The sequence below is a fragment of the Chryseobacterium barbadense genome (assembly GCF_042849955.1).
In the GTDB taxonomy this organism is placed as follows: Bacteria; Bacteroidota; Bacteroidia; order Flavobacteriales; family Weeksellaceae; genus Chryseobacterium.
In genome coordinates this window covers 37,856-61,715 of the sequence record NZ_BAAFHL010000016.1, presented here as the reverse complement: position 1 = coordinate 61,715, position 23,860 = coordinate 37,856, and the positions used below count along the sequence as shown (strand labels likewise).

18 protein-coding genes are annotated in these 23,860 nt (G+C 36.6%); 10 read left to right on the top strand and 8 right to left on the bottom strand.

The window, feature by feature from the left end; translation table 11 throughout:
- Positions 1-170 precede the first annotated feature (170 nt).
- From ACGHIN_RS08710 to ACGHIN_RS08680, 7 genes are all read right to left on the bottom strand, one after another.
- Positions 171-497: a VanZ family protein gene (locus ACGHIN_RS08710; RefSeq protein ID WP_390452608.1), complete on the bottom strand. Its 327-nt coding sequence runs from the start codon at positions 495-497 to the stop codon at positions 171-173.
- Between the two features lie 25 nt (positions 498-522).
- Complete coding sequence (gene gcvH, locus ACGHIN_RS08705) at positions 523-900, bottom strand: glycine cleavage system protein GcvH (protein WP_123263552.1); 378 nt, start codon at positions 898-900, stop codon at positions 523-525.
- 107 nt (positions 901-1,007) lie between these two features.
- Complete coding sequence (gene sov / locus ACGHIN_RS08700; RefSeq protein ID WP_390452605.1) at positions 1,008-8,042, bottom strand: T9SS outer membrane translocon Sov/SprA; 7,035 nt, start codon at positions 8,040-8,042, stop codon at positions 1,008-1,010.
- Positions 8,043-8,099: 57 nt separating this feature from the next.
- Positions 8,100-8,684 (bottom strand): Holliday junction branch migration protein RuvA, encoded by a 585-nt coding sequence (gene ruvA, locus ACGHIN_RS08695; RefSeq protein ID WP_390452604.1) that lies wholly within the window; start codon positions 8,682-8,684, stop codon positions 8,100-8,102.
- Between the two features lie 164 nt (positions 8,685-8,848).
- Positions 8,849-11,134, bottom strand: coding sequence for an NADP-dependent malic enzyme (locus ACGHIN_RS08690; protein ID WP_390452602.1), 2,286 nt, complete (start codon positions 11,132-11,134; stop codon positions 8,849-8,851).
- 15 nt (positions 11,135-11,149) lie between these two features.
- Positions 11,150-12,001 carry a BadF/BadG/BcrA/BcrD ATPase family protein gene (locus ACGHIN_RS08685; protein WP_390452600.1) on the bottom strand — a complete coding sequence of 284 codons (852 nt, stop codon included), beginning with the start codon at positions 11,999-12,001 and terminating at the stop codon, positions 11,150-11,152.
- Positions 12,002-12,077: 76 nt separating this feature from the next.
- Entirely contained in the window at positions 12,078-12,344 is a 267-nt protein-coding gene (locus ACGHIN_RS08680; protein WP_390452598.1) for a hypothetical protein, read from the bottom strand.
- A gap of 230 nt (positions 12,345-12,574) precedes the next feature.
- Between ACGHIN_RS08680 and ACGHIN_RS08675 the strand changes: the two genes are divergently transcribed.
- The 4 genes from ACGHIN_RS08675 (at position 12,575) to ACGHIN_RS08660 (ending at position 16,335) form a co-directional block, all read left to right on the top strand.
- On the top strand, positions 12,575-13,033 hold the full coding sequence (locus tag ACGHIN_RS08675; protein WP_390452596.1) for a GtrA family protein: 459 nt from the start codon (positions 12,575-12,577) through the stop codon (positions 13,031-13,033).
- A 3-nt stretch (positions 13,034-13,036) separates the two neighbouring features.
- Positions 13,037-13,765, top strand: coding sequence for a lysophospholipid acyltransferase family protein (locus ACGHIN_RS08670; protein WP_390452595.1), 729 nt, complete (start codon positions 13,037-13,039; stop codon positions 13,763-13,765).
- A gap of 52 nt (positions 13,766-13,817) precedes the next feature.
- Positions 13,818-15,287, top strand: a complete 1,470-nt coding sequence (locus ACGHIN_RS08665; RefSeq protein WP_390452594.1) for an MFS transporter — start codon at positions 13,818-13,820, stop codon at positions 15,285-15,287.
- Between the two features lie 91 nt (positions 15,288-15,378).
- Complete coding sequence (locus tag ACGHIN_RS08660; protein WP_390452592.1) at positions 15,379-16,335, top strand: DUF3810 domain-containing protein; 957 nt, start codon at positions 15,379-15,381, stop codon at positions 16,333-16,335.
- Positions 16,336-16,725: 390 nt separating this feature from the next.
- Here the strand turns inward: ACGHIN_RS08660 and ACGHIN_RS08655 are convergent, their stop codons facing one another.
- On the bottom strand, positions 16,726-18,954 hold the full coding sequence (locus ACGHIN_RS08655; protein WP_390452591.1) for a CocE/NonD family hydrolase: 2,229 nt from the start codon (positions 18,952-18,954) through the stop codon (positions 16,726-16,728).
- A 204-nt stretch (positions 18,955-19,158) separates the two neighbouring features.
- On the opposite strand from ACGHIN_RS08655, the gene ACGHIN_RS08650 reads away from it, so the two are divergent.
- From ACGHIN_RS08650 to ACGHIN_RS08630, 6 genes are all read left to right on the top strand, one after another.
- Complete coding sequence (locus ACGHIN_RS08650; protein WP_390452589.1) at positions 19,159-20,664, top strand: thioredoxin domain-containing protein; 1,506 nt, start codon at positions 19,159-19,161, stop codon at positions 20,662-20,664.
- A gap of 80 nt (positions 20,665-20,744) precedes the next feature.
- Entirely contained in the window at positions 20,745-20,915 is a 171-nt protein-coding gene (locus tag ACGHIN_RS08645) for a bacteriocin-like protein (protein ID WP_390452588.1), read from the top strand.
- Between the two features lie 48 nt (positions 20,916-20,963).
- Positions 20,964-21,143, top strand: a complete 180-nt coding sequence (locus tag ACGHIN_RS08640; RefSeq protein ID WP_390452586.1) for a bacteriocin-like protein — start codon at positions 20,964-20,966, stop codon at positions 21,141-21,143.
- An 83-nt stretch (positions 21,144-21,226) separates the two neighbouring features.
- On the top strand, positions 21,227-23,419 hold the full coding sequence (locus tag ACGHIN_RS08635; protein WP_390452584.1) for a peptidase domain-containing ABC transporter: 2,193 nt from the start codon (positions 21,227-21,229) through the stop codon (positions 23,417-23,419).
- Between the two features lie 50 nt (positions 23,420-23,469).
- Positions 23,470-23,613: a bacteriocin-like protein gene (locus ACGHIN_RS17335; protein WP_407936039.1), complete on the top strand. Its 144-nt coding sequence runs from the start codon at positions 23,470-23,472 to the stop codon at positions 23,611-23,613.
- Positions 23,614-23,625: 12 nt separating this feature from the next.
- The gene (locus tag ACGHIN_RS08630) at positions 23,626-23,832 is read left to right on the top strand and encodes a hypothetical protein (protein ID WP_390452582.1); all 207 of its coding nucleotides are present in this window, start codon (positions 23,626-23,628) and stop codon (positions 23,830-23,832) included.
- Positions 23,833-23,860: the final 28 nt, after the last annotated feature.

The following is a 23,860-nucleotide window of genomic DNA, read 5'->3' as shown; positions in this document are numbered from 1 at the left end:
ACTTCCTTTCGTTTTCAGTGGGGCAAAGATACATACTTATTACCTCACTAAACAAATCTATTTAACATAAATTTCATATTCGTGGAAAAGTATAACATATAAGACGTTGATATGAAAATACTTAAAGATAAATTTATAGTTTTCCACAATAACAGAAAAACAAAAAGAAACTAAAAATAGCGTTCAACTAATGATTTATATATATAGTAGCCTATCAAACAACCTATGGTATCTGCTGCTATATCTAAGGTTTCCATGGATCTTCCGAAGTTCATTTCTTCCTGAAGAATCTCAGTGAGGAAAGCATATATAAGAATGATCTGAAAAAAGTATAGGAATTTTATTTTGGGAAATGCAGACATGAAACAGAAGCCAAGCATTGCGAATATGCTTACATGCAAAAATTTATCAATCCCCTCGAACATGAACCAGTATTCATGGTTCTCTTCTCCCGGTCTGAGGAGCATATAAGTAAGAAATGCCCAGTAAATGGGCAAAATCTTACTAAATATTTTTGAAATTTTATCCAATGATAGCCTGGTATTCTTCTGCTGAAAGCAGCTCAGACTGATCTGCACCATCAGTAATTTCCAATTTGATGATCCAACCGTTTCCATAAGGATCAGTATTCAATAATTCAGGCTGGTCTTCCAAGTCTGAATTAAATTCAATTACTTTTCCTGAAATAGGCAAGAATAAGTCTGAAACAGTTTTTACCGCTTCTACACTTCCGAAAACATCTCCTCCATTTAATTCATCATCTACAGTATCTACATCTACATATACAATATCCCCAAGTTCCCCCTGGGCAAAGTCTGTAATTCCGATAGTAGCTGTATTCCCTTCGATCTTAATCCATTCGTGATCTTTAGTGTACTTTAATTCTGATGGTGTATTCATTTTTCTATTTTTATATTGTACAAATTTATTCAAAATTCTATAAGGTTCAAATATTGGATATAAAAAATGTCCCTCTATTTTTGAGGGACATTTAATTTATACTGATTCTAGAATCCTCCTGAATCTCCAAATGTAAATGTGGCTGAGATTCCGGCCCTGATTGTTGAAAGCGGGAATGCCGTTGAGATTTTATATTTCGAGGTCATTTGCTCATAGAATACTCTTAGATTCAGGTTTTCTGAAACGTTATAATCCGCAGATAATTTAATGTTCAATAATTTCTGCCCACCCGTTACCTGGGAATCATCCAGTAATATATTGGTGATGCTTGTTTTGCTGTCTCTTAGAGAGAAATCTCCTCTGATATTAAGATCACTTCCTTTAGCCTTACCTCTTCCTCTTACATTCGTCATTCCTAATCTAAAGTTACGGATGATATATCCTACTCTTACTACATACTCTGTATTGGCATCTTCTGTAAGAGTATGGTTCACCAATCCTAACAATAGCATTCTGTTTCTGTTATACTGTAGCCCGAACTGCATATTATTTCTCATGGTAACATCTATTCCAAGAAGCGGTGAGAAGGATTCTACGTATCCTACCTGGGAGAATGTGAACGGATTAAAGAAATCGCCATTAACATCCAGTGTATTTCCAGTGGTCAGACTATTGAAATAATCAATGCTTGACTGGATTCCCGTAGCTGTATAGGTTGCGTTATAAGCATGTAAGATATCAAATTTAGAGAACTGTCCGTTAATAATCGGAATATTTCTTAATCCTGAATAGGTGATTCTCCAGTTTGGAATAGGTAGCCCTGCTTTTTTAGCGTCACCGATCTCTTTTGGAGAGTTTCCTTCTACTGCTGCTCTGAATGCCGGAATTAGTACATATGCATTGGCAATACTGTGTCCTTCGGTAAATCCATCAGGGCCCAGTGTTCCGCCCAGTTGTTGAGAAATAGTTCTGGCATTTTCCCTGATCGCCTGATAAATTGCCTGTCCTTCTTTAAAGGAAGTTTTAAGAAGTACTACTGAATTAGAGTATGTGATCTGATCGTTAGCAAATGCAAAGTTATGATCCGGGGTATTCAGGTTTTGGATATTATTGAATCCGGATTGCGAGAAGTTTCTGTTATAATTATGCAAAGCATTGATATCAATTCTGAAATCATTGATCGGAACGACCTGTAAATTAGCCCGTAATTCTTTGGTAGACATCCGGACATAAGGGTCTGTCATGAGATCACTTGTACTTACCCATCCCCGTTCCAAAACGGTTCTTCTTATATCCGCCTGTGAACCTAACAAGAATCCGGCAGTAGGACCACCTAATGTCTGTCCGTAACCATACCAGTTAGGAGCAGATAATAATCCCGGAATTACAGTACCGTTATTTTCAGAGTAATTAATATCCAACTGCTTGAATGAAGTCATAAAGAATGCAATACTCTGAAGCGGTGTTAATCTGTTTTTGAACTTATACTTCTTATATTTATATCTATTCTTTTCCCAAGCCTGGGTATATACATTATTTAAAGAGTCGATTTCCTGTTTACGTTTCTGAAGTTTAGTTGAAATATTTTTGAAATATTTAAACTGCCCAAAGAACTTAGGAATATCTGCTGTAGCCGTAGCCTGAATAACATTAGTATTCTGTCCAATAGATCCTAAGCTTCCTTCCGGACTTGAAAGTAATGCTGTAGATCTTGCATTCCAGTTATAGGTCAACCCGTATTGTAATTCCGCATCAATGAAATCCAGGTAAGGAAGATATTGGAATGGTAATTTATAGGTTAACTGTACTCTGTGATTATACAATACCGGTCTTCCTGCTCTGAAGACATTTCCGAAGATCGAATTATTGTCCATGGTATTTACATCCACATTATCATTAAGCGTTCTCATAGTAGAGTTGATATCCAGCTTTAATGATTTTGTAAAATTGAAACCCACTCCATACTGCCATCCAAAATAGAAGTTTCTGTTTTTGATCGCTGCGAAGTCTTCTCCAAAGTTTCCGCTTAAGATGGCATCAATATTTCTAAATTCAAGTTCGTTGTAATTTCTGTCAACTTCCGTTCTGAAAGACAGTCTTGTCGGAATCGGATTGATATTGAATTCTTTGATCCATCTCAGATATTTGGTAGACTTAGCCGTATCGCTGATCATTTTATTGAAAGGCTTAATTACCCATGGTTTGAATGTATAGTTATAATCTATATATCCTCTTAAGTATTGTCTGTAATTTCTCTTTGTATAGATGTCTCTGTAAAAATCGTCATTATATACCGCAGTCACCGAAACGTTTTCTATATCGTAGAATTTAGGTTTCTTATTCTGGTTTACTCTTTCCTTATGCATGTTCACTACTCCAATACTTCTTTGCTGAGTATAGGTTCTGGCTACTTTTTTAAGCTCCTCTCTGTTAGCCGCTTTCTTGAACTCTACGTCGGTATCCAAAGGATTGTACTTCGGATCTTCAATAGTTTGCGAATAAGAGTAATTTAAAGGAATTTTTACCCCACTTTTTTCAGGGAGTAATTTATCTACGTTGATGGCTGTATTAATACTGAATGCAGACTGTGTCGACTGATTTCTTTCCGCAGGTTTTGAATCAATATTTCCGAAACCAACAGATGTATATGATGCATTGGTATTTACTGTGGCAAAATCTCCAAGATTGAAATTCAAGCTTGCATTTCCTGCATATCCACCATCGTTTTCAATTTCCGAAAGACGGATTTCATTGATCCAAAGCACCCTGTTTATGGCTCCTCCGAATCTACCCTGTGCATTTCTGACCCCCACCATAATGGTTGTAATATTTCCAAGGCTCGGACGCCCTTTAATATAGATCTTCTTAAAGGTATCACCACCTTCAAAAACAGGATCTAAAACTCTCTCCGCAATATTGTTCGGAGAATTTTTATCTCTTCTGATCTTAGCATCAACAAAGTCCTGAATATCAAAATCCACTTCATTTTCAAACGGCCAGATCTCCATTGGAGCAGTTGCGGTTCTTGGAGTAAGCTTCAGAGAAGCTTCATATTCGTAATAGTTATCTGTAGCATCACTACCAAAACGGATAAAGAACTTCGTTTTTTCATCAATCTTCCCTATGTTCAAATCTGTGTTTTCCGGATCCTGAGCGTGTACAAAAAGTTTTAATTTTTTGTATCTTCTCATATCCAGTGCCGTATTCTTGAACACTCCCCTTGCTTCGTTAGATGCCAAAGAAGTGGCTTTTAAATATAATGATGCTTCATTTTGTCTTTGTGCCCCTGCATTTCCACTAAGAACCTGTCTATCAATTCCAGGAGGAAGCACATAAGGTGGCTGGTTTAAAGCATTTTCTTCAATATTTACACTTCCTATCTCAAAATTATTTGGAAGAACATCTGCACTCCCTTCATCCGTAGCAGGATCCGGTATAGAAGGAGGCGTGGTAGAAGTATTACTATACTTTGCAATATTTTTAGGATATCTTCTCCAGTCTGATCTTACCAGGTCCATAGTACCGAATCTCAAAGTAGATGTCTGTTCGAATCCTGCTAACATTAATCTCGCAAATCTTACATTGTTCAATACCTCAGGACTGTGGTCACCTTCCGCTCCCGGTTCATTATATTTTGAGACCGGGATTCTGAACAAATACCATTTTACCTGTGCTGTATTTCCATTCTGGAACTGTGCCTGAACTGTTTTGATATCAACAATATTATTATCGCCTAATACTAAGCTTGCAGGATCTAGCTTTACCACATATTCATTATAGTTTTCACTTTGATCAAGGTTGTAGTCTTTATTGATATCTTCCGCATCCGGAGTTTGTGAAGAAACTTCAAGGGAGTTGCTTTGTGAATTTCCGTCCGGATTTCTGAAATATTTGTATCGCTGAATCACTGAAGATGCCTGGCTGCCCGTAAATTTATCTGACATATAAAATACGAAATCATCTACAGCCGGGTCAGCAATATTGGTTACCGGGTTTACAAAGGTATTTCCAAATCTCATGGCTTCCTGGTCTGAACTTAGACCATCATATCCAAGATCCTGAACTGTTCTTTCCTGACCTTCGCTTGAGAATGCATAAAGAATCGGCGGCTGCTTCGGCTGTACACCCCAATTGGAATTGGTAGTGGATGACTGTACAGAAGGAGTAGGCAACCCGTTCTCATACTGCATCAAACCATCTTTCAGGATATCTTCGGATACGTTTCCTAACTGTAACAATAATCTCGGGTTAGATCCTAATGTTCCCCCATCTGCATAAGGGTCCATTAGCCAGAATTCAACATATTCAATATTAGAGTTGATAAAGTTGGATACACTGATCGGTCTCATAATACCACCCCATCTTTGCAAAGGTGTTTCCGAACCCGGATTAACGTTATACGGTCCTTTTTCTAACGGGAAATAGGAAATATCAAATGTATTAGTGAAGGTCTGCTCACCGGCTACAAAATCCCTGTTATTATAGATTTCCGAATATTGTACTCTTCTTGACGCGTGGTTGGAAACAGACTGCGGAGTAATTCCTGCAGGTGCTTTTCCACCTACTCCCCAGAATCTTGGATCGATATTATACCATGATAATAATCCTCTTCCATAACCACTCGTTAAATCATTATCCGGCGGTAATCCGTTGAACGGAGCCTGTGTATTTTTCTCTGGTCTGGAAGCAAGGCTCCATGCAGCTGGTTCTTTTAAAGATATTTTGGAAGTGGTCTGTTCAAAATCATCGATGTATGACTGATCATTCGTTCCTTTATTAAGTCCCGGCAATAAATAGGCAGCCTCCATTTTAAAGTTCACATTGGAAGGTGCTTCTGTATTGACCAATGGGATTTTATCTGTCAATCTTGTCAGGAAAGGAGCCTGATTGTTATACATCAAGTTGATTCCCGCCATGGTATTATTCACAGCTTCCTGCCCATAATTTACTTTTTGGGTAAGCGGAGATTCTGAGTAATTGACAATGGTTCCTCCTAAAATAAAGTTTTCATTGAATCTTCTTTCTAAGTTTAACCCTAAGAATCTTTTTCTCTGGGTATTAAATGTCAATTGATTTTCTAATGAAATATTGATCGCTTGTCCGGATTGTTTTACCTGCTCATTAATGATGGTCACGGTTCCCAGCATATAGTCAACGGTATAATCAACCCCTTCGGTTAACTGTACTCCGTTGGCGGTCACTTTTACGGATCCTTGCGGAACGTTTACAGCTCCAAGGGAAATTCCCTGTCCCTGTGTTCCTTTGTAACGACCTTCCATGGTGTAACGCTGCGCAAGATTATTGGAAGATGCCACTTGTTTCTGCTGAGAATAAAGATCACTGAATACATACTGCGGGTTATTACTACCCAGAACACTTGCCATATAGCTACCAAAAGGCTGAACTTTAGTAAAGATGATTTTCCCTGTTTCCGGTCTGATGGTGATTCCGTTGACAAAATCAAAAATACCATCTCCCATTGTACCACCATTACTTTGCAGGTCGCCATTCAAGTTCAGACGGTCCCAGTTTAAGAGCTTCAATAGATTTGTATCCTGAACAGGAGTGTTAGGGAGGTAGTTTACTTTACCACCTGTTTGTGCATCTCTATAGAATACATTCAGAATGAAACCATCCTGATTTACCTGACCGGCATCCAATGGATAGATGTTTTTCATCATCAAATTCCACATTGGCGAAGTAATTTTTGTGGTATTGTTAGCCTTTAATACTTTTGTCACCAACACCGGGCTTTCTTCTGAGAATTCCCCTACTTTATACACCTGATTGGTCCCGTTCACCGTGTAAGAGTATGAAACCGCTAAAAGCTGGTTATCATTCAACTTCTGGTTTAGGGAAATGTACCCTAACTGTGGCTGAAGGGTATATTCATTAGCATTTAACCTTCTTGCTTTTTTATTGAAAATAAATTGTTCACCGTTATCATAAGATTCAGGCGCCCCTGAAGCATTTGGAAATGATTGCCCCTGTAGCAAATTGGCATAATTTGTTCCCGCATCTCTAGGCGTTCCCATAGTGGTGGAAATGCTTGAGTAAAGACCATTTTGTGAGTTGTCAGGAAGTCCCGAAGTCCCGTCTCCTAAGTCCCTGATTCCGACAATACTTTTTTGATAGGCTAAATTACTGTTCCCCTGATCCAACACCCATACCTCCAAACGTGTAATATTGATCTTGGAATTGATCTGAGGATAGTTGAGTAAGGCGTTGTCATAGTTATTTAAGAAATAATGCCCCAAAAAGTAGTGCTGATTATCTTCGTAATCAATGGCATTGATTTTAAAGTTACTCATCACACCCCCTCCCTGGACAACAATATTACGGGCTTCACCCTGTTGTTGGGAAAGGACTAATGTTCCGTAGGTTTTCCCCAACTGGAATTCTGTTTTAACCCCGAATAAAGATTGTGAACCACGGATCAAGCTGGTGGAAAGCGGCATATTGACGTTACCGAATTCAACTCTTTTTATGATTTTATCTTCGCCACCGGCTCCGGGTGAATTAATGTCACCGAGTCCTTTGGTCTGTAAGTCTTTCCAGCTTCCTTTGGCCTGCCAGACAAGGTTCATCCTGTTTTCGAAGGCAAAACCGCTTTGGGTATCATAATTGGCTTTCAATTGCAGGTTTTCCCCTACTTTCCCTAATAATCCCAACTGGATTCTCTGGTCTATATCAAACGTAAAACTCTTCCTGTTTTGGGGAAGAATTAAAGGATTGTCTATTTTTTGGTATAATCCGGCAAAGTCAAATGAGGCATATCCTGAAGGAATAATTTCAATTTTGTTGCTGCCGAATATGGTTTCGAAAAGTTTGTTACGAATGGTTAAGGAAGGAAGCAATCCTTTTTTCTGGGCGTCACTCTTATCTTTTCTGAAAAGAAGGCTGTACCTGTCCGATTTTTCTTTGTAGTAAGCTCTTGCCTGTGTGGCGAGCATGAACTCTTTATATTCTTCCGGGGACATCGCCGTAGGAGGACCAGTGATGGTATTCCCAATTTTAGGATACACATAGTACATCCCTGTTTTGATATCATAATAGGCTTCATACTGCGTAGGATCAGCCAACTGATAATCTTTTTTTATAATCGCCGTGTCACGTACCTGCGCAAATGCGCTTACTGACATACATAAGAACGACAGGAACAAAAATATATTGAGGTACTTATTATTTGCCACCAAATGTTAAATGTTTTTTAAAATTTGTTTTACCAACTCTTCAACAGAAATATCAGGATTTTGCTTGATTATACGATCCGCAATCTTTTCACTCATCCTTTTCGGAATCCCCAAAACTTCTAATGCAGATAACGCTTCATCCTTAATTTTATTATTTACAAATGTAGAAATATTTTCCTCCGGATTGCTGAATTTTTGGACTTTATCCTTCAAATCCACTATTATTCTTTCTGCTGTTTTGGCTCCTATTCCTTTTGCTTTTTGAATCAACGCGCTATTGCCTGAAAGTATGGCAGAAGCGATCTCATCAAGGTTTAAAGTGGAGAGTAAAATGAGTGCAGAAACAGCTCCCACTCCATTAACGCTTATTAACAGATTGAACATTTCTTTCTCTGAACGAGTGTTAAAGCCGAAAAGCAAATGGGCATCCTCACGGATAATCTGCTGAATAAAGAGAAAAGTTTCCTTATTTAATGTAAGTTTCTGAGAGGTCATCAGGCTGATTCCTACGTAATAACCAACTCCATTGACATTGATTACAGCATAAGTAGGGGTAAGTTCCTGAACAATACCTTGTAGTGAAAATATCATATTAATTTTTAAGACCTCCCAAATATAGTAATTTAAACTAATTAATATTTTCATTTCACGCAGGAATGATTTTTAACTTAATTTCTAATGTGGTTTTCAAGGATTTCCTATAAAACAAAAAGACTCCAAAATATGGAGCCTTTTGATATCTATTCTGAATAAGTCTATTTTTTTTCTCTTCTCTGAGCATCAAGAACGGCAATGGTAGCCAGATTCACGATTTCATCAACGCTAGAACGCATCTGTAATACGTGTACAGGCTGTTTTAATCCCATCAGGATTGGTCCTATCACCTGTGCTACTTTCATTCCTCTGATAATTTTGTAGGATAAGTTAGCACTCTCCAGATTCGGGAAGATGAAGGTGTTTGCAGGAGTTGTTTCCAGTTTTGAGAACGGATAATCACTCAAATGATCTGCATTCATCGCAAAATCCGGCTGAATTTCTCCATCTACCACCATTTTAGGATATTTTTCATGAAGGATACTTACCGCTTTAGCCACTTTTTTGGAAGTTTCCGAAATCGCTGCAAAGTTCTCAAAACCAAGCATGGCAATTCTTGGTTCAATAGCGAAAGATTTTACGGTAAACTCTGCCATTTTAGCAATATTCACCAGATCTTCGGCACTTGGATTATGATTGATGGAAGTATCTGCAAAGAAAATCGGCTTTTTCTCAGACAGGATCATCATCATTGCTGCTACTTTATCTACTCCTTTATCTTTTTCGATGATTTCAAGAACCGGTCTTAATACGGATGTGTAATTTTTAGAGAAACCTACGATTAATCCGTCTGTATCTCCATGTTTCAGCATCAAGGGTCCGAAATAATCTCTCTGACGAACGTATCTTTTGGCTTTGTACTCGTTCATTCCTTTTCTCTGGCGAAGTTTCCAAAGGGTTTGTCTGTATTTTTTTCTGTTTTCCTCCTGGTCGTCATCATTAGGATCGATGATCGGAACATTTAAGTTGATCCCGAAACGCTCCATCTGTTCTTTGATATATTTTTTCTCTCCCAAAAGGATCGGGTGTGCAATCCCTTCTTCATAAAGAATCTGTGCTGCTTTTAATACGTTATATTCCTCAGCATTTCCTAAGGTAATTCTTTTCGGATTGGATTTCGCACGGCTCTGCATCATTCTTACCAGCTTCTCATCTCTTCCCATTCTATCCAAAAGATGATTTTCATATTCTTCGAAATCAGCAATCGATTTTCTTGCAATACCGCTTTCAACAGCCGCTTTTGCCACCGCACTCGAAACTTTGGTAATCAACCTGTTATCGAACGGCTTTGGAATGAAATATTCTCTCCCGAACTGTAAGTTCTGAACATTGTAAGCCAAAATCACGGCTTCAGGAACAGGTTCTTTAGCTAAATCAGCAATGGCATGAACTGCAGCCAGTTTCATTTCTTCATTAATTCCTTTAGCCTGAACATCCAATGCTCCACGGAAAATATATGGGAAACCTAACACATTATTCACTTGGTTAGGATAGTCACTTCTTCCGGTCGCCATAATCACATCCGGACGGGTGGCTACAGCAAGATCATAAGCGATTTCAGGATCCGGGTTTGCCAATGCGAAAACGATCGGGTTTTCGTTCATGCTGTTCAGCATTTCCGGTGTCATTACATTTCCTTTGGACAATCCTACGAAAACATCTGATCCTTTTACCGCATCTTCCAGCGTTTCAATATCGGTATTGGCAACGAAATCCAGTTTTTCCGGGGTAAGGTTTTCTCTTTTATGGTTGATCACCCCTTTACTGTCGCACATCAGGACATTTTCTTTTTTAAGACCCAATGCAACATAAAGCTTGGTACATGCAATAGCGGCAGCTCCTGCTCCATTGACCACCATCTTCACTTCATCAATTTTCTTATTGGCAATCTGCAATGAGTTGATCAATGCCGCTGCTGAAATAATAGCAGTACCGTGTTGGTCATCATGCATCAAAGGAATATCCAATTCCTCTTTTAATCTTTGTTCAATGTAAAACGCTTCCGGAGCTTTGATATCTTCAAGGTTGATTCCGCCAAAAGTAGGGGCAATTCCTTTGACAATTTCAATAAATTTATCCGGATCTTTTTCATTGATTTCAATATCAAAAACATTGATGTCTGCAAAGATCTTAAATAACAGACCTTTTCCTTCCATTACCGGTTTTGAAGCTTCCGCTCCGATGTCACCCAACCCAAGAACCGCTGTACCGTTGGAAATTACAGCTACCAGGTTTCCTTTTCCGGTATAATCATAAACCGTTTCGGGCTTTTCATGGATTTCCATACACGGAACCGCTACTCCGGGAGAGTAGGCCAATGACAGATCTCTTTGGGATGAATGGGGCTTTGAAGGGATTACTTCAATTTTTCCTTTGGGTTCGGTTTTATGGTAATCTAACGCGGCCTGATTGAAATTCTTTTCGTCGCGGTGAGTTTTACTTGACATAAATTTTGTTTTTTATTAAAGTATATATTTAATATGGTAGTTGACTAAACTTTCTATAGGTTTCTGTACAACGTGCCCCACATGTAAATTGAGCTTTTCTGCAGCAGAACGCAGGATATTTTCATAATAATAGGCGATGGAACCGATAAAGTTGATTTCAGCATCTTTCGATTCTTCATAAGGAAGTACCTGGTAATCGAAGAAATTCATCATTTCATCAAAAACCATTTGTTGAAAGTAAGGATGCTCCTTTCTTTCTACCACAAATTTATTGAAATTCGCCAAGAAAGCATTGGGCCTGGTGGTATGATACATGTTTTTTAAAGCTTCATCAATCGTTAGCTGATAAGTCTCTTCAAATTCACGGTGAAGATCTTCCGGAAGTTTTTGCATAAAATATCTGCGTACCAGTTGTTTCCCAATAGCACTTCCGCTTCCTTCATCTCCCATAAGGAACCCTAATGAAGGTAATTTTATTTTTAGTTTATTGCCGTCAAAATAACAAGAGTTAGAGCCTGTTCCCATAATGCATACAATGGCGGGCTTTCCGTCGTATGCCGCATAGGCTGCAGCCATAAGATCTTCCTTCACTGTGATCGATGCATTTCCGAAGACTTTACTTAATTCTTCTTCTATGGTTTCACAATTTTTCTGGATTCCACAGCCCGAGCCATAGAAAAAAATTCTCGTAATAGAGTTTTTAACGCTGGCTAAACTATTATTCTTTTCTATTTCCGGAGCAATAAGTTCTTTGTTGATGAAATTGGGATTAAATCCTATGGTTTCCGTTTTTAGAAAAACTTTTTTGAAATCATCCAATATTACCCAATCTGTCTTGGTAGAACCACTATCAACAATAGCAACCATATTTTACATTTTAATTTAAGGATGCTAAATTATGAATTTATCTTGAAAAAAGAGCTTACCAAACCCTTCGGAAGCTTTATGAATGTTTTATATCAGTTTTTTCTTTGTTGAATTGGATCAGCCAGTCTTCTATTTCGTCTTCAAGATAGGAGGTCTGAAGGATCATGGCATTAATAAAATCATCGGGAACAGGTTCGCCTTTGGAATTTTCCAGGTTCCAAAGTTCGTCGGACATATTTTCATACTCTGAATATACCCGTTTGAAGCGGGAGTTCTCTCTTTCCAGAGCTTCAATATTTTTTTGCTGGAGCTGGAATTTTCTGTATTTGTTTTGACGTTTCATACAAATAGTAATATAAAAGGGTTACAAAAAAGGTCTGGTAGTACGTTCAAACACGCTTACAAGATAGAAAAAACCATCAACACAAATAGTTGAAAATGAATTTATTATCAGGTATATTTTACATCATTCTGAAAATTAAATTTAGAAATAATTTTGAATCTGAAAAAATATTTAACAACTTTTTTTACTGTTTAACATATAGTTATAAATTTGCACATCATATCACTTGAATGAGAGAATTACTAATACGCCAGAAACAAATATTATTCTTCATTATTGCGGGAGGGCTCAGTGCTGTTGTGGAGATCGGAAGTTTTAAAATCTTCAGCACCTATCTTCCTCAACTTATTTCTCAGGAAACAGATTTTCATGGCATTCATTATCCTTTAAGTAATATTTTCTCTACCAGCTGTGGAATCATCACCAATTATTTCTTAAGCATCTGGTTTGTTTTTGAAAGAGGAAAGCACTCTAAAAGAAGAGAGTTTGCTTATTTTATGGCAGTATCTTTTATTTCCACTTTGCTAAGCCTTGCTTTCTTCCAGATATTCTATAGTTATATATTTAAAGATAATATCGATTTAATTTTTTATACCTTAAGCCCGGAAATGATCAGCAAGATTGCTGCCATCTTATTGGTTTCCGTTCTTAATTATTCGGTAAAAAAGAAAATAATTTTTAATGGTTGATTTGTGGTAAAGATTCTAAATTATCTCTGGAGGTTCTGGTTGTTGGTATTGGCTTTTGTATTAACGATCATTTTAGGAATACCCGTTTATATCCTGTCTTTCAGCAAAAGACATTATAAATATGCCTACCAATTCATCCGGATCTGGTGCTACGGAATGTTTTACGGAATGGGAATGCGCTATGAGCTGATCAACCTGACGAATAAAAAGATCGACAGGAACCAGCAGTATGTAGTGATCTCCAATCATACTTCCATAATGGATATTATGCTTCCCTGCATTTTATTTCCTCACCATCCACTTTGCTATGTAGGAAAAAAGGAACTGGTAAGAATCCCGATTTTCGGTACCATATATAAAAGGATATGTGTAATGGTAGACCGAAGCAGTGCCAGAAGCCGTGCTGATGTGTACAGAAGATGTGCGGAAAAGATGGAGGAAGGCAACAGCATTGTGATCTTTCCAGAAGGAGGCGTTCCCGATGATACTTCTATTATGCTGGATGATTTTAAAGACGGAGCTTTCATTTTGTCTTCCAAGCATCAATCCCCTATCGCTGTATTTACTTTTGTCGGGTTAAAGGAAATGTTCCCGTTTGACAATTCGAAAGGACATCCCGGCAAAGTAAAAGTATACTTCAATGATATTATTGAACCTTCTGATTTTCCTAAGGATTTAAGAATGTCTGCCTTTGAGACAATAAAAAATACTTTAACAAATCATTCTTTTTAAAAGAAATAATTATATTTGTTTAAACTAACTGTAAAAAAACTATAAAGTTTATATGGAACATCACAACGAGCAAACCAAATGGTCTCAATTTATATCATTGGTTATTGTATTTTTCTTCTGGGGGTTTGTTGCGGCAAGTAATGACATTCTGATCCCCGTTTTCAAAAAAAGTTTTACACTTTCGCAGGTACAATCCCAATTGGTAGCGTGGGCATTTTATGTGGCTTACTTTGTGGGGTCTCTTATATTCTTTATCATTTCCCTAAAAAGTGATATCCTGCAAAAATTCGGTTACAAAAAAACATTATCTGCAGGATTGATTATTTCCGCAGTAGGTGCATTTTTATTTGTGCCGGCTGCTACTTCCCAAAACTTCTGGTTTTTCTTAACCGCATTATTTATTGTAGGTTTAGGATTCTCGGTTCAGCAAATCGTAGCCAATCCTTTAGCGATTAAAATGGGTAGCCCGAATACAGGTGCACACAGATTAACGCTTGCCGGAGGAATCAATTCATTGGGAACCACTATCGGGCCTATCTTATTAGGAATCGCTCTCTTCGGGACTGGAAGCGAGCATACAGAACTTTCTTTAGATGACGTAAAATTACCTTTCATTATATTAGGGGTTGCTTTTATTTTAGTAGCCATTTTCATGCTGTTTTCTAAGATAGAAGATCCTGCAAAAACGGAAGAGAAGAAAATCGAGGCCGGAGAGGAAAAATTCAACTTATTTAAATATCCTCAGCTGGTTCTGGGAATGATTGCCATCTTTATTTATGTAGGAGTTGAAGTTTCTATTATCAGTAACCTTCCTGCTCTGCTTCACACGCACGAATTCGGAAATGTTCTGGAACACAATATTGCGCCTTTCGTTTCTTTATATTGGGGGAGTCTGATGATTGGTAGATGGAATGGAGGGATCAACGTTTTTAACACCTCCAAAACTACCAACCTGATTTTAAAATTTGTAGTTCCTTTCATTGCATTCGGAATTATTTTAGTGGCAAACACTTTAAGTGGTAAAGATGTTTCTGCATTCTATATTTACCCGATCTGGATCATTATTTTCATCTTAATGAGTTTTCTTGGAGGAAAAAATGCCGGAAAGTCTCTCATGCTTTTTGGAATTGCAGGAATTGTGATGATGCTTTTAGGCCTGATCTATCCTGATAAAGAAATTGCCAAATATTTCTTCATTTCCGGTGGATTATTCTGTTCTATCATGTGGCCGTCTATTTTCGATTTAGCGATTGCAGGTTTAGGAAAAAATACAGGGAAAGCTTCTTCTTTCCTGATCATGATGATTTTAGGCGGTGGAATCATTCCATTATTACAGGGATGGATCTGTGACTTTGACAAAGCTGACCCAAGCGGAATTATGGGAATCACATATACTCACTTCTCATACATTATTCCGGCATTCTGCTTCCTGTATTTAGCATTTTACGGATTTGTCACTCCGAAAATCTTGAAGAAACAAGGGGTTGTATTAAGCGAAGAAAGCTCTAGCAGTGGACACTAATACAATGAAACTATATAAGAAAAAAAGATTTTGGGCAGCTATTTTAGTTGTCCAAATTCTTTTGTTCTATATCTTCTCAAAATCAGAAATTATGATTTCCTTTTTTGAAAGCTTCTTTGAACTTCAAAAATGGATTCATCAGACAATATTTGCATGGGTTCCGTTTTCTTTAGGAGATACTCTGTATGTGATTCTGGGAATTGCTATTTTATATTATCTGATTCAATCGTTTAAGAAAAAAAGAAGAAATACAGCTGTTGTAAAGCTTCTTTTGATCATCAATATTTTTTATTTTATTTACCAGATCTTCTGGGGAATGCTTTATTTTCAGACTCCTGTGATTAAAAAACTTTCACAGCAAAATAAGCCGGATCTGAATAAAGCCAAAATACTGGCTTTGCGATATCTTGACAAATGTAAAATCACCCGACAGTTGGTTAAAGAAGATAAAAACGGGGTTTTTGTGGTAACCGATTTACAGGCGGTTCAAAAGGAAATTCTTTCCCGGCAGCGAAAGCTCCCGAAATATCTTTCAGATAAAAGGGCCCCACAGATCAATTCTTTTAAGCCCAGCATTTTCAAAAATGTAATGAGCTTTACAGGCATTTTGGGTTATTATAATCCATTTACTGCCGAAGCGCAGTATAATGCCGAACTTCCATCCACATTCATTCCTTTTACCACTGCACATGAAAGTTCTCACCAGCTGGGTTTTGCCAGAGAGCAGGAAGCCAATTTTATCGGGTATCTGATGGGGGTGAATTCTGAAAATATAGAGCTGCGATACAGTACCGAATATTTCACTTTAAAAAGTCTTTTACGCTTTATTGTTGAAGAAGATCCCCAGTTTGTAAAGTCAGTTCTTGCCAATTATTCTCCGGGTATGAAAAGACACACGTTATATGAAAAAAGTTTTATGTTGAAACATCAGGGATGGCTGGATGATTTTTTCGGGATAACGAATAATCTCTTTTTAAAAAGCAATCAGCAGGAAGGCTCCATTACTTATTCTTACTTCATCGATTTGCTATTGAATTACGAAAATTGATTATAAACAAAAGAATCGTACCAGGCGATACGATTCTAAAAACACAAATGATGAAAAAAAATTTATTACCTTGACTTGTTCCCTCATTCAAGGCGATGTAAAAGTACAACATATTTTAGAAATACAAAAACATTTTCAGCCTTTTTTAAAACTTTAAGAAAACTTTAAGATTTTTTATGTTTTCTTGAGTTTAGTCACCCTTAAATGACTTATTTATAAAGCATTAAACTGATACAGTATTCATATTTTTGTTCTGTTTTTAACTTAATTCATCTACAAAATCAAACATTTGTTTAAAAATATAGTAATTCCGAAATCTCACCTTATTTTTTCAGGAAAATTTCAAAATATTTGTTTGACTACTCTAACTTTTGATTAAAATTGACTCTTTTATTGTATTATTGGTAATTCAATATAGCTATCTGTAAACCATTTTATTTCTAAAGGCTCTTTAGCATCAGCAATAGTCTCATCACTCACGTCTTTTCCGCTTCCATAATTGATCTGATATTCCGGAGTTTTATTAATTCCCAGTAATACAATCAGCCGGCTTCCTTTCGGAATCTTTTTTCCTACGAAAGTAGAATTATTAATAGAAATGGCTTCTATTTTACCGGGCTTTAAAAGGTGCCTTTTCTCGCGGTTCTTTGTATAGCTGGCTCTCCCTAAATAATCAGACAGATAAAAAGCCTCATTATCCGGCTGAATCTGGATGAGGGACATGATGATATCCATATCTTTTTTATTGATCTCCGCTTTCAATTTTGCTGTGAATGCTCCGTTGAGAATAATATCCTTATCTAAAACAGGGGTCTGATATATCACCACATTGTTGGCCATAAGGCTATCACTTTTGCTATATTTATAATAGACCTTCTTATTATTTCTGTCTTTAAAATCTATGATTTGTTTTATAAAATCAGTCTTTACGGGTTTTTCTTTTGACAATAACTGTGTAGAATCAGAAGTTTTAGTAAAATAAAGCTTCAGTGTATTATTATGGCTTGCTTCAAGACTTGGAAAATGTTTCCACTCATTGGTATCCATAATCTGAACATTCACTTTATCTTTCAAGAGTTCCGGTTTCTTTCCGTTTTTCATCACATAATCGAACCAAGAAAAAGCCAGGTCACTGATGTTGATTCTCGCCGCCTGATCTACGGTATATCCTCTTAATACATTAGTTGCATAGCTTTGAGCTCCACCATGGTCATAAGGACCAATGATCATATAATGATTGGGATTATGATGATATTTATGATATTCCTTGAAATAATATAAAGCTCCTAACTGATCTGCATCATAAAATCCGGTAGTAGTAAGTACGGGAATATTAATTTTTCTAAATTCCTTTTTATAAGGAACCATACTTTTCCAAAATTTATCATAACCCGGGTGGTCCAGCCAGCGTTGAAATATTTTATTTTTCTTTCCTTCAAAAGCATCCAGCGTCCTGAATGACTTTCCGCTTTTGTACCATGCCGTATTCACAGAATCCCATTTTTTATAATTCCTGAAACCATCTTCATCAGTCAGATTATTGGTAGTAACATAGGAGATCCACTGAAGCATATAGCTCATAAATACATTATTGGTCATCGGGTAATCTATTCCAATTCCTACAGCAACCTGGGGAACAACCGTCTTTAAAGCCGGATGCATTTTTTTAGTAGCTGCCCATTGACTGAAGCCTAAATAACTCCCACCGATCATTCCAACCTTACCGTTACACCAGCTTTGCTTACTTACCCAGTCAATAACATCATACAGATCATCTGCTTCATGCTCAAAGGGTTCGATTTCATCTGTACTGGTTCTTTTTCCTCTTATATTAACTACCACTCCTACATAATCATAAGCTACTGCCCTTTTACCTAGTGCACCATCATAATTTCCGGCATATATATTATTCGTTAATATGGCAGGTAAAGGCTGTTTATTATTACGGCCTCTTGTTACTGTTATACTTACCATTCCTCCTTTCCGGGTTTTAAAATCCCGAGTCTCTACCATATATTTTTCCTTTTCTTTCTCTGCCAGTAAACTTTTTACCCGTTGCTGGATACCTAACGTTGTTTTGTAGTCCAGATAACTGAACCCTAAGCCTGTTGCTGAAGCAATATTGATACTGTCACTCTTTAAAGATTCAAGCGTTTTTTTGAATTTGTCTTTTCTGGTCAAGGTATTTTCAGCAAATACATCGGCAATACGGAATGAATATTTATCCGGCAAAGCTGCATATTTGATATCAAATGCCTTATGTAGCGCTTTTGAAAAATCAGTTTTCTCATTTTTCTCAATGTCTTTAGCCATCGCATAGAGTTCATAATTGATGAATTTGGTTGCTGCGCTGTTTTTATCTGCAAAAGCTTCACGATAGGCTTGTATTGTTGCTATTGATTTTTTGTAGTTACCAGCCAGAATATCAAATTTAAAAGATCTTTCCAGGGAATCCAATCTTTTAGGTTTTTTATAATTCTCCGAAATTTTGGAGGCGATGGAAGAAATATTTTTTTCAAGAGCAGCAGAATCAGATATAGCCACTTTAGGCCAAAAGAATTTTTGAGCAGAAAAAAGATTGATAAAAAATAAGGTTACAATGGTTAATTTTAGTTTCATATTAAACAGATTTTGGCAAATTCAATCAACTAAAATCATATTATGTTACGATTTTATCATGAAGGAATCTATATTTTTCCCTTAAAGAGACAAATTTAATTATAAATTCCTTCTGCAAATCAGATTACTACAAATATCTCACCCTAAAATGAAAAAATATTTGTTTTTTTAAAACATCTCCGTATTTTAGTTTAAAAAATCAACATGACTTTTGATAAACTCATTAACTATCTTAAACTTGACAAGCAGGAATTTCTTTTCCAATTCAATTCACATCCGAATTACCCTTCTGCATTGGCTTTTAGCGATACGTTAAATTTCATGGGCGTAAGGAATGATGCTTATGAACTTGACAAAGAATATTGGGATGAGTTGCCTGAAGAATTTATTGCCATTGTAGAAAATTCTTTCTCATTAGTAAAAAAATCGGGAAATAGCTATTCTGTTTATTCTGACAAGGCTAAAACATTCAACCGCGATGAGCTGCATAAAAAATCTGCGGATTTTGTACTTCTTTTTGAAAAGGATGAAAAATCTGAGCATAGATCAATCAGTAATTTCAAGCCTTTTGTTTATGCAGTTTTTGGTCTTATTGTAGTTTATTCGATTATCAATCTGGCATGGTTTGAAACCGTTTTCACACTTTTATCCTTAATAGGTGTTTATATCTCATTGGAGATTTTCAATCAGAAATTCGGAAATACTTCTTCTGTTATCGGCAGTATCTGTGGTGATACTTCTGCACAGCAGACCGTAAATTCTTGTGACAAAATTATTACCCAGGACAAAACGAGCTTATTAGGATTAAAATTTTCCGACCTTTCTTTAATTTATTTCGTTGGGATTTCAATTCTGAGCTTATTCTTACCGTCGACCGCATTTATTATTAAAGGATTCACTTTGGTTTCCGTTTTAGCTATCGGGTATTCATTATACATTCAGGCATTTGTAGAAAAAACATTTTGCAGAGTTTGTCTTTTAATTATAGCTCTTCTTACAGCACAATTACTGATCAGCTTTTTATTTTTCGATCATTTATTTTTCAGCGTTCCAACTCTTTTATTAACGGCTATTTTATGGCTTACTGTATTTTCTGCTGTGCTTTCTCTGAATAAGCTCCTTACGGATAAAGAAGATTTAAAAAAGTCTAATGCAAAAAACCTGAGATTCAAAAGAAATTACGAGTTGTTTAAACGAGAGCTTTTAGAAAAAGAAAAAGTTTACTTTACAGATAACCAGACCTTATCATTAGGAAATAAAAATGGCAAACTGCATATCGCTGTCGTTTCCAACCCATATTGTGGTTTCTGTAAAGGAGCACATGAAATTCTGGAAGGACTTCTTAAAAAGTATTCTGATGAGATTTCTGTTCAGATCAGATTCAATTATACTTCAGAAAAAGCTAACGAGAAATATACGGCATTAGTTTCCGACCTTTTCAGTATCTATAAAAACAAATCTGAAAAAGAATTCCTGAATGCCGTAGAAAACTGGTTTGAATATAAAGATGAAAATAAAATCAAAGAACTGGCGGGATCAGCTTCTCAGGAAGATCTGGCTCCTTTAATACAAATCGGGGAAGAAAACAGCAATGCGGGAATCAATTTCACCCCTGTATTCATCATCAACGGTTATCAATTCCCTGAAAAATATGACCGTGAAGATATCTGGTATTTTATTGATGAATTAATGGAGGATGAGGAATTATAAATTATGTATAGACCTACATAAAAATTCACTATCTTAGGAAAAATTACAAATACACAAAATACACTTATCAAAAATATCTTATGAAAAATCTAAAGAAACTCAACAGAAATCAATTAAAAACAGTAGCAGGAGGTATTGCCTGCAGAGTTGATGATTATTATTGCCCGGGGACTTCCGTATGCTGTCTAAACGGCGGTCCTTTTGACGGACTTTGCAGAACTCCGGAGCAAATGGCTACGCAATGTTCCTAAATAGGAACAGAAAACTTGTACAAAACGAACATTAATACCACAATCACTATGAAAAATCTTAAAAAAATTACCAGAGAGAATCTCAAAAATATCAAAGGAGGAATTACTATAGAATGCGCTCAGACTCAAGCTTCTGCAACCTATTGCATCCCGAAAACCACCCAATGTCCACCGGATCCGGATGGTTTATTTTGTGTAAATGCCTGCAATAAATGGTGCTACCTATAATAGATGTGTAAAAGTTTAATCAAATTTTATTAAATTAGAAATGTCGTCATATTTTTTGGCGACTTTTTAAATGAATATACGTTTTGAAAAAATTTCCTTTTTATAAACAACCCGATACCAAGGACTGTGGCCCTACCTGTCTTCGAATTGTCAGCAAATATTATGGCAAAAGTATCTCCCTGCAACAAATCCGAAACCTGTCTGAAACAACAAGGGAAGGCAGCAGCTTGCTAGGTTTAAGCGATGCAGCAGAAGATTTGGGTTTCCGCTCATTAGGCGTTCAGGTAGATTTCAATACTCTTGCGGAAGAAGTTCCTTTTCCCTGCATTGTTCACTGGAACAAAAATCATTTCGTGGTTGTCTACAAAATTGATAAAAATAACAAAGTTTATATTTCTGACCCGAGCTATGGTCTTATTACTTATACCCGGGAAGAATTCATTAGAGCCTGGATTGGCGAAAATGCAAATGAAAATACGGAAGAAGGAATTGTTTTGATTCTTGAAACAACTCCTGCTTTCTTTCAAACAGAATTTGACGATGTAGAAAGCAAAGCAAGTTTTACTTTTCTTTCCAAGTATTTGCTGAAATACAAATCACTTGTTATCCAACTTGCAGTTGGACTTCTTGCAGGAAGTTTGCTATCTCTGATATTTCCTTTCCTTACCCAGAGCATTGTGGACGTCGGAATACAGAACCAGGATCTGAACTTTATCTATCTGGTTCTTTTAGCTCAAATTATGCTCTTTATAGGACGGATGGGAATTGAAGTGATCAGAAGCTGGATCCTGCTCCACCTTTCGGCAAGAATCAATATTTCTATCATTTCCGATTTTTTCATTAAACTAATGAAGTTGCCCATCAGCTTTTTTGATACCAGGATGACCGGAGATATTATGCAGAGAATTAATGACCATCACAGGATCGAGCAACTTCTTACCAGCTCTTCTTTGAATACGCTATTCTCACTTGTCAATTTAATTATTTTCAGCATTGTTCTCTTATTCTATGATTACAGATTGTTCCTTGTTTATCTGGTTGGAGCAATTCTATACGTGGGATGGATCAGTTTCTTCCTCAAAAAGAGAAAAGAACTGGATTATAAAAGATTTTCCCAGGTCTCTCAAGAGCAAAGTAAGGTCATTGAGCTGATCAATGGAATGCAGGAAATTAAAATGCATAATGCCGAAAAGCAAAAACGCTGGGATTGGGAGTTTTTGCAGGTCAAGTTGTTTAAAATAAGGATTAAATCTCTTTCTCTGGAACAGTGGCAATCTGTAGGAGGTAACTTCATCAATCAGATGAAAGATATCCTGGTAAGTTTTCTATCAGCGAAACTGGTTTTGACTGGTAATCTTACATTGGGGATGATGCTTTCCGTACAATATATCATCGGGCAGCTTAACAGTCCGCTGCTTCAGCTTATCGATTTTATCAAGCAAACTCAGGACGCTAAAATTTCCCTTGAAAGATTAGGTGAAATCCATGATAAGGAAGATGAAGAAAATAAGGATGAGCAGTATGTTTCTGAAATTCCTAAAAGAGATATTGAAATCGAAAATGTTTCATTCCGCTATATAGGTTCGGATGTATTTGTCTTTGAAAACCTGAACCTAACTATTCCTTATCAGAAAACCACTGCTATTGTAGGTGCCAGTGGAAGTGGCAAAACCACTCTTTTAAAATTATTGATGAAATTTTATGAGCCCAATGAAGGGGATATTAAAATTGCCAACACAAGGCTTAAAAACATTTCACCGAGAAACTGGAGAGATCACTGTGGCGTGGTAATGCAGGAAGGATATGTTTTCAATGATACCATTGCCAATAATATTGCAGTAGGTGAAGATTATGTAGATAAGCAAAAACTAAGGAAAGCTGTAGAAATTGCTAATATAAAAGACTTCATTGAGGGTCTTCCATTAAGCTATAATACGAAAATCGGAAATGAAGGAATTGGTGTAAGTGGCGGACAGAAACAAAGGCTGTTTATTGCAAGGGCAGTTTACAAATCTCCTGAATATATCTTCTTTGATGAAGCCACCAGTGCTTTGGATGCCAACAACGAAAAAATTATCATGGAAAACCTTGAACAGTTTTTTAAAGGAAAAACCGCTATTGTTATTGCTCACCGACTTTCAACGGTGAAACATGCTGATAAGATTATTGTTCTGGATAAAGGAAAAGTGGTTGAAGAAGGAAATCATGCGGAATTGGTTGCTTTAAAAGGAGAATACTACAGGTTAGTAAAAAATCAGTTAGAATTAGGTAACTAAAATATATTTTTATAAATTTATTTCCTTAACCCATTCAAAATGTTTTAATTATGAAAAATCTAAAAAAAATCTCAAAAGCTGAGCTGAAAGAAATTAAGGGCTCAGGATTAGTATGTTCAAGTGGTTATTACTGGTGCAAGTATACACAAAGCTGCATTTCTGAAGAAAGGGTTTGTTTTTATAACAATTTATAAAAACAATCAATTATGAAAACCCTAAAGAAAATTTCAAGACATCATTTAAAGGATGTTTACGGAGCTGGTCCCGTACAACCCTCTCCTTGCAATTGCTTTTGCTATATCAATGGCACAAAGACCTGGAATGCATGTAACCAGTATTGCCCCGGAGGAGAAGTAATACCAGGTGTTGAGCCGGGAAACCATCCGAACTGCAGTTACAAATTACCTTTGTAATCATTTTAAAATTCAATCAAAATCCTCA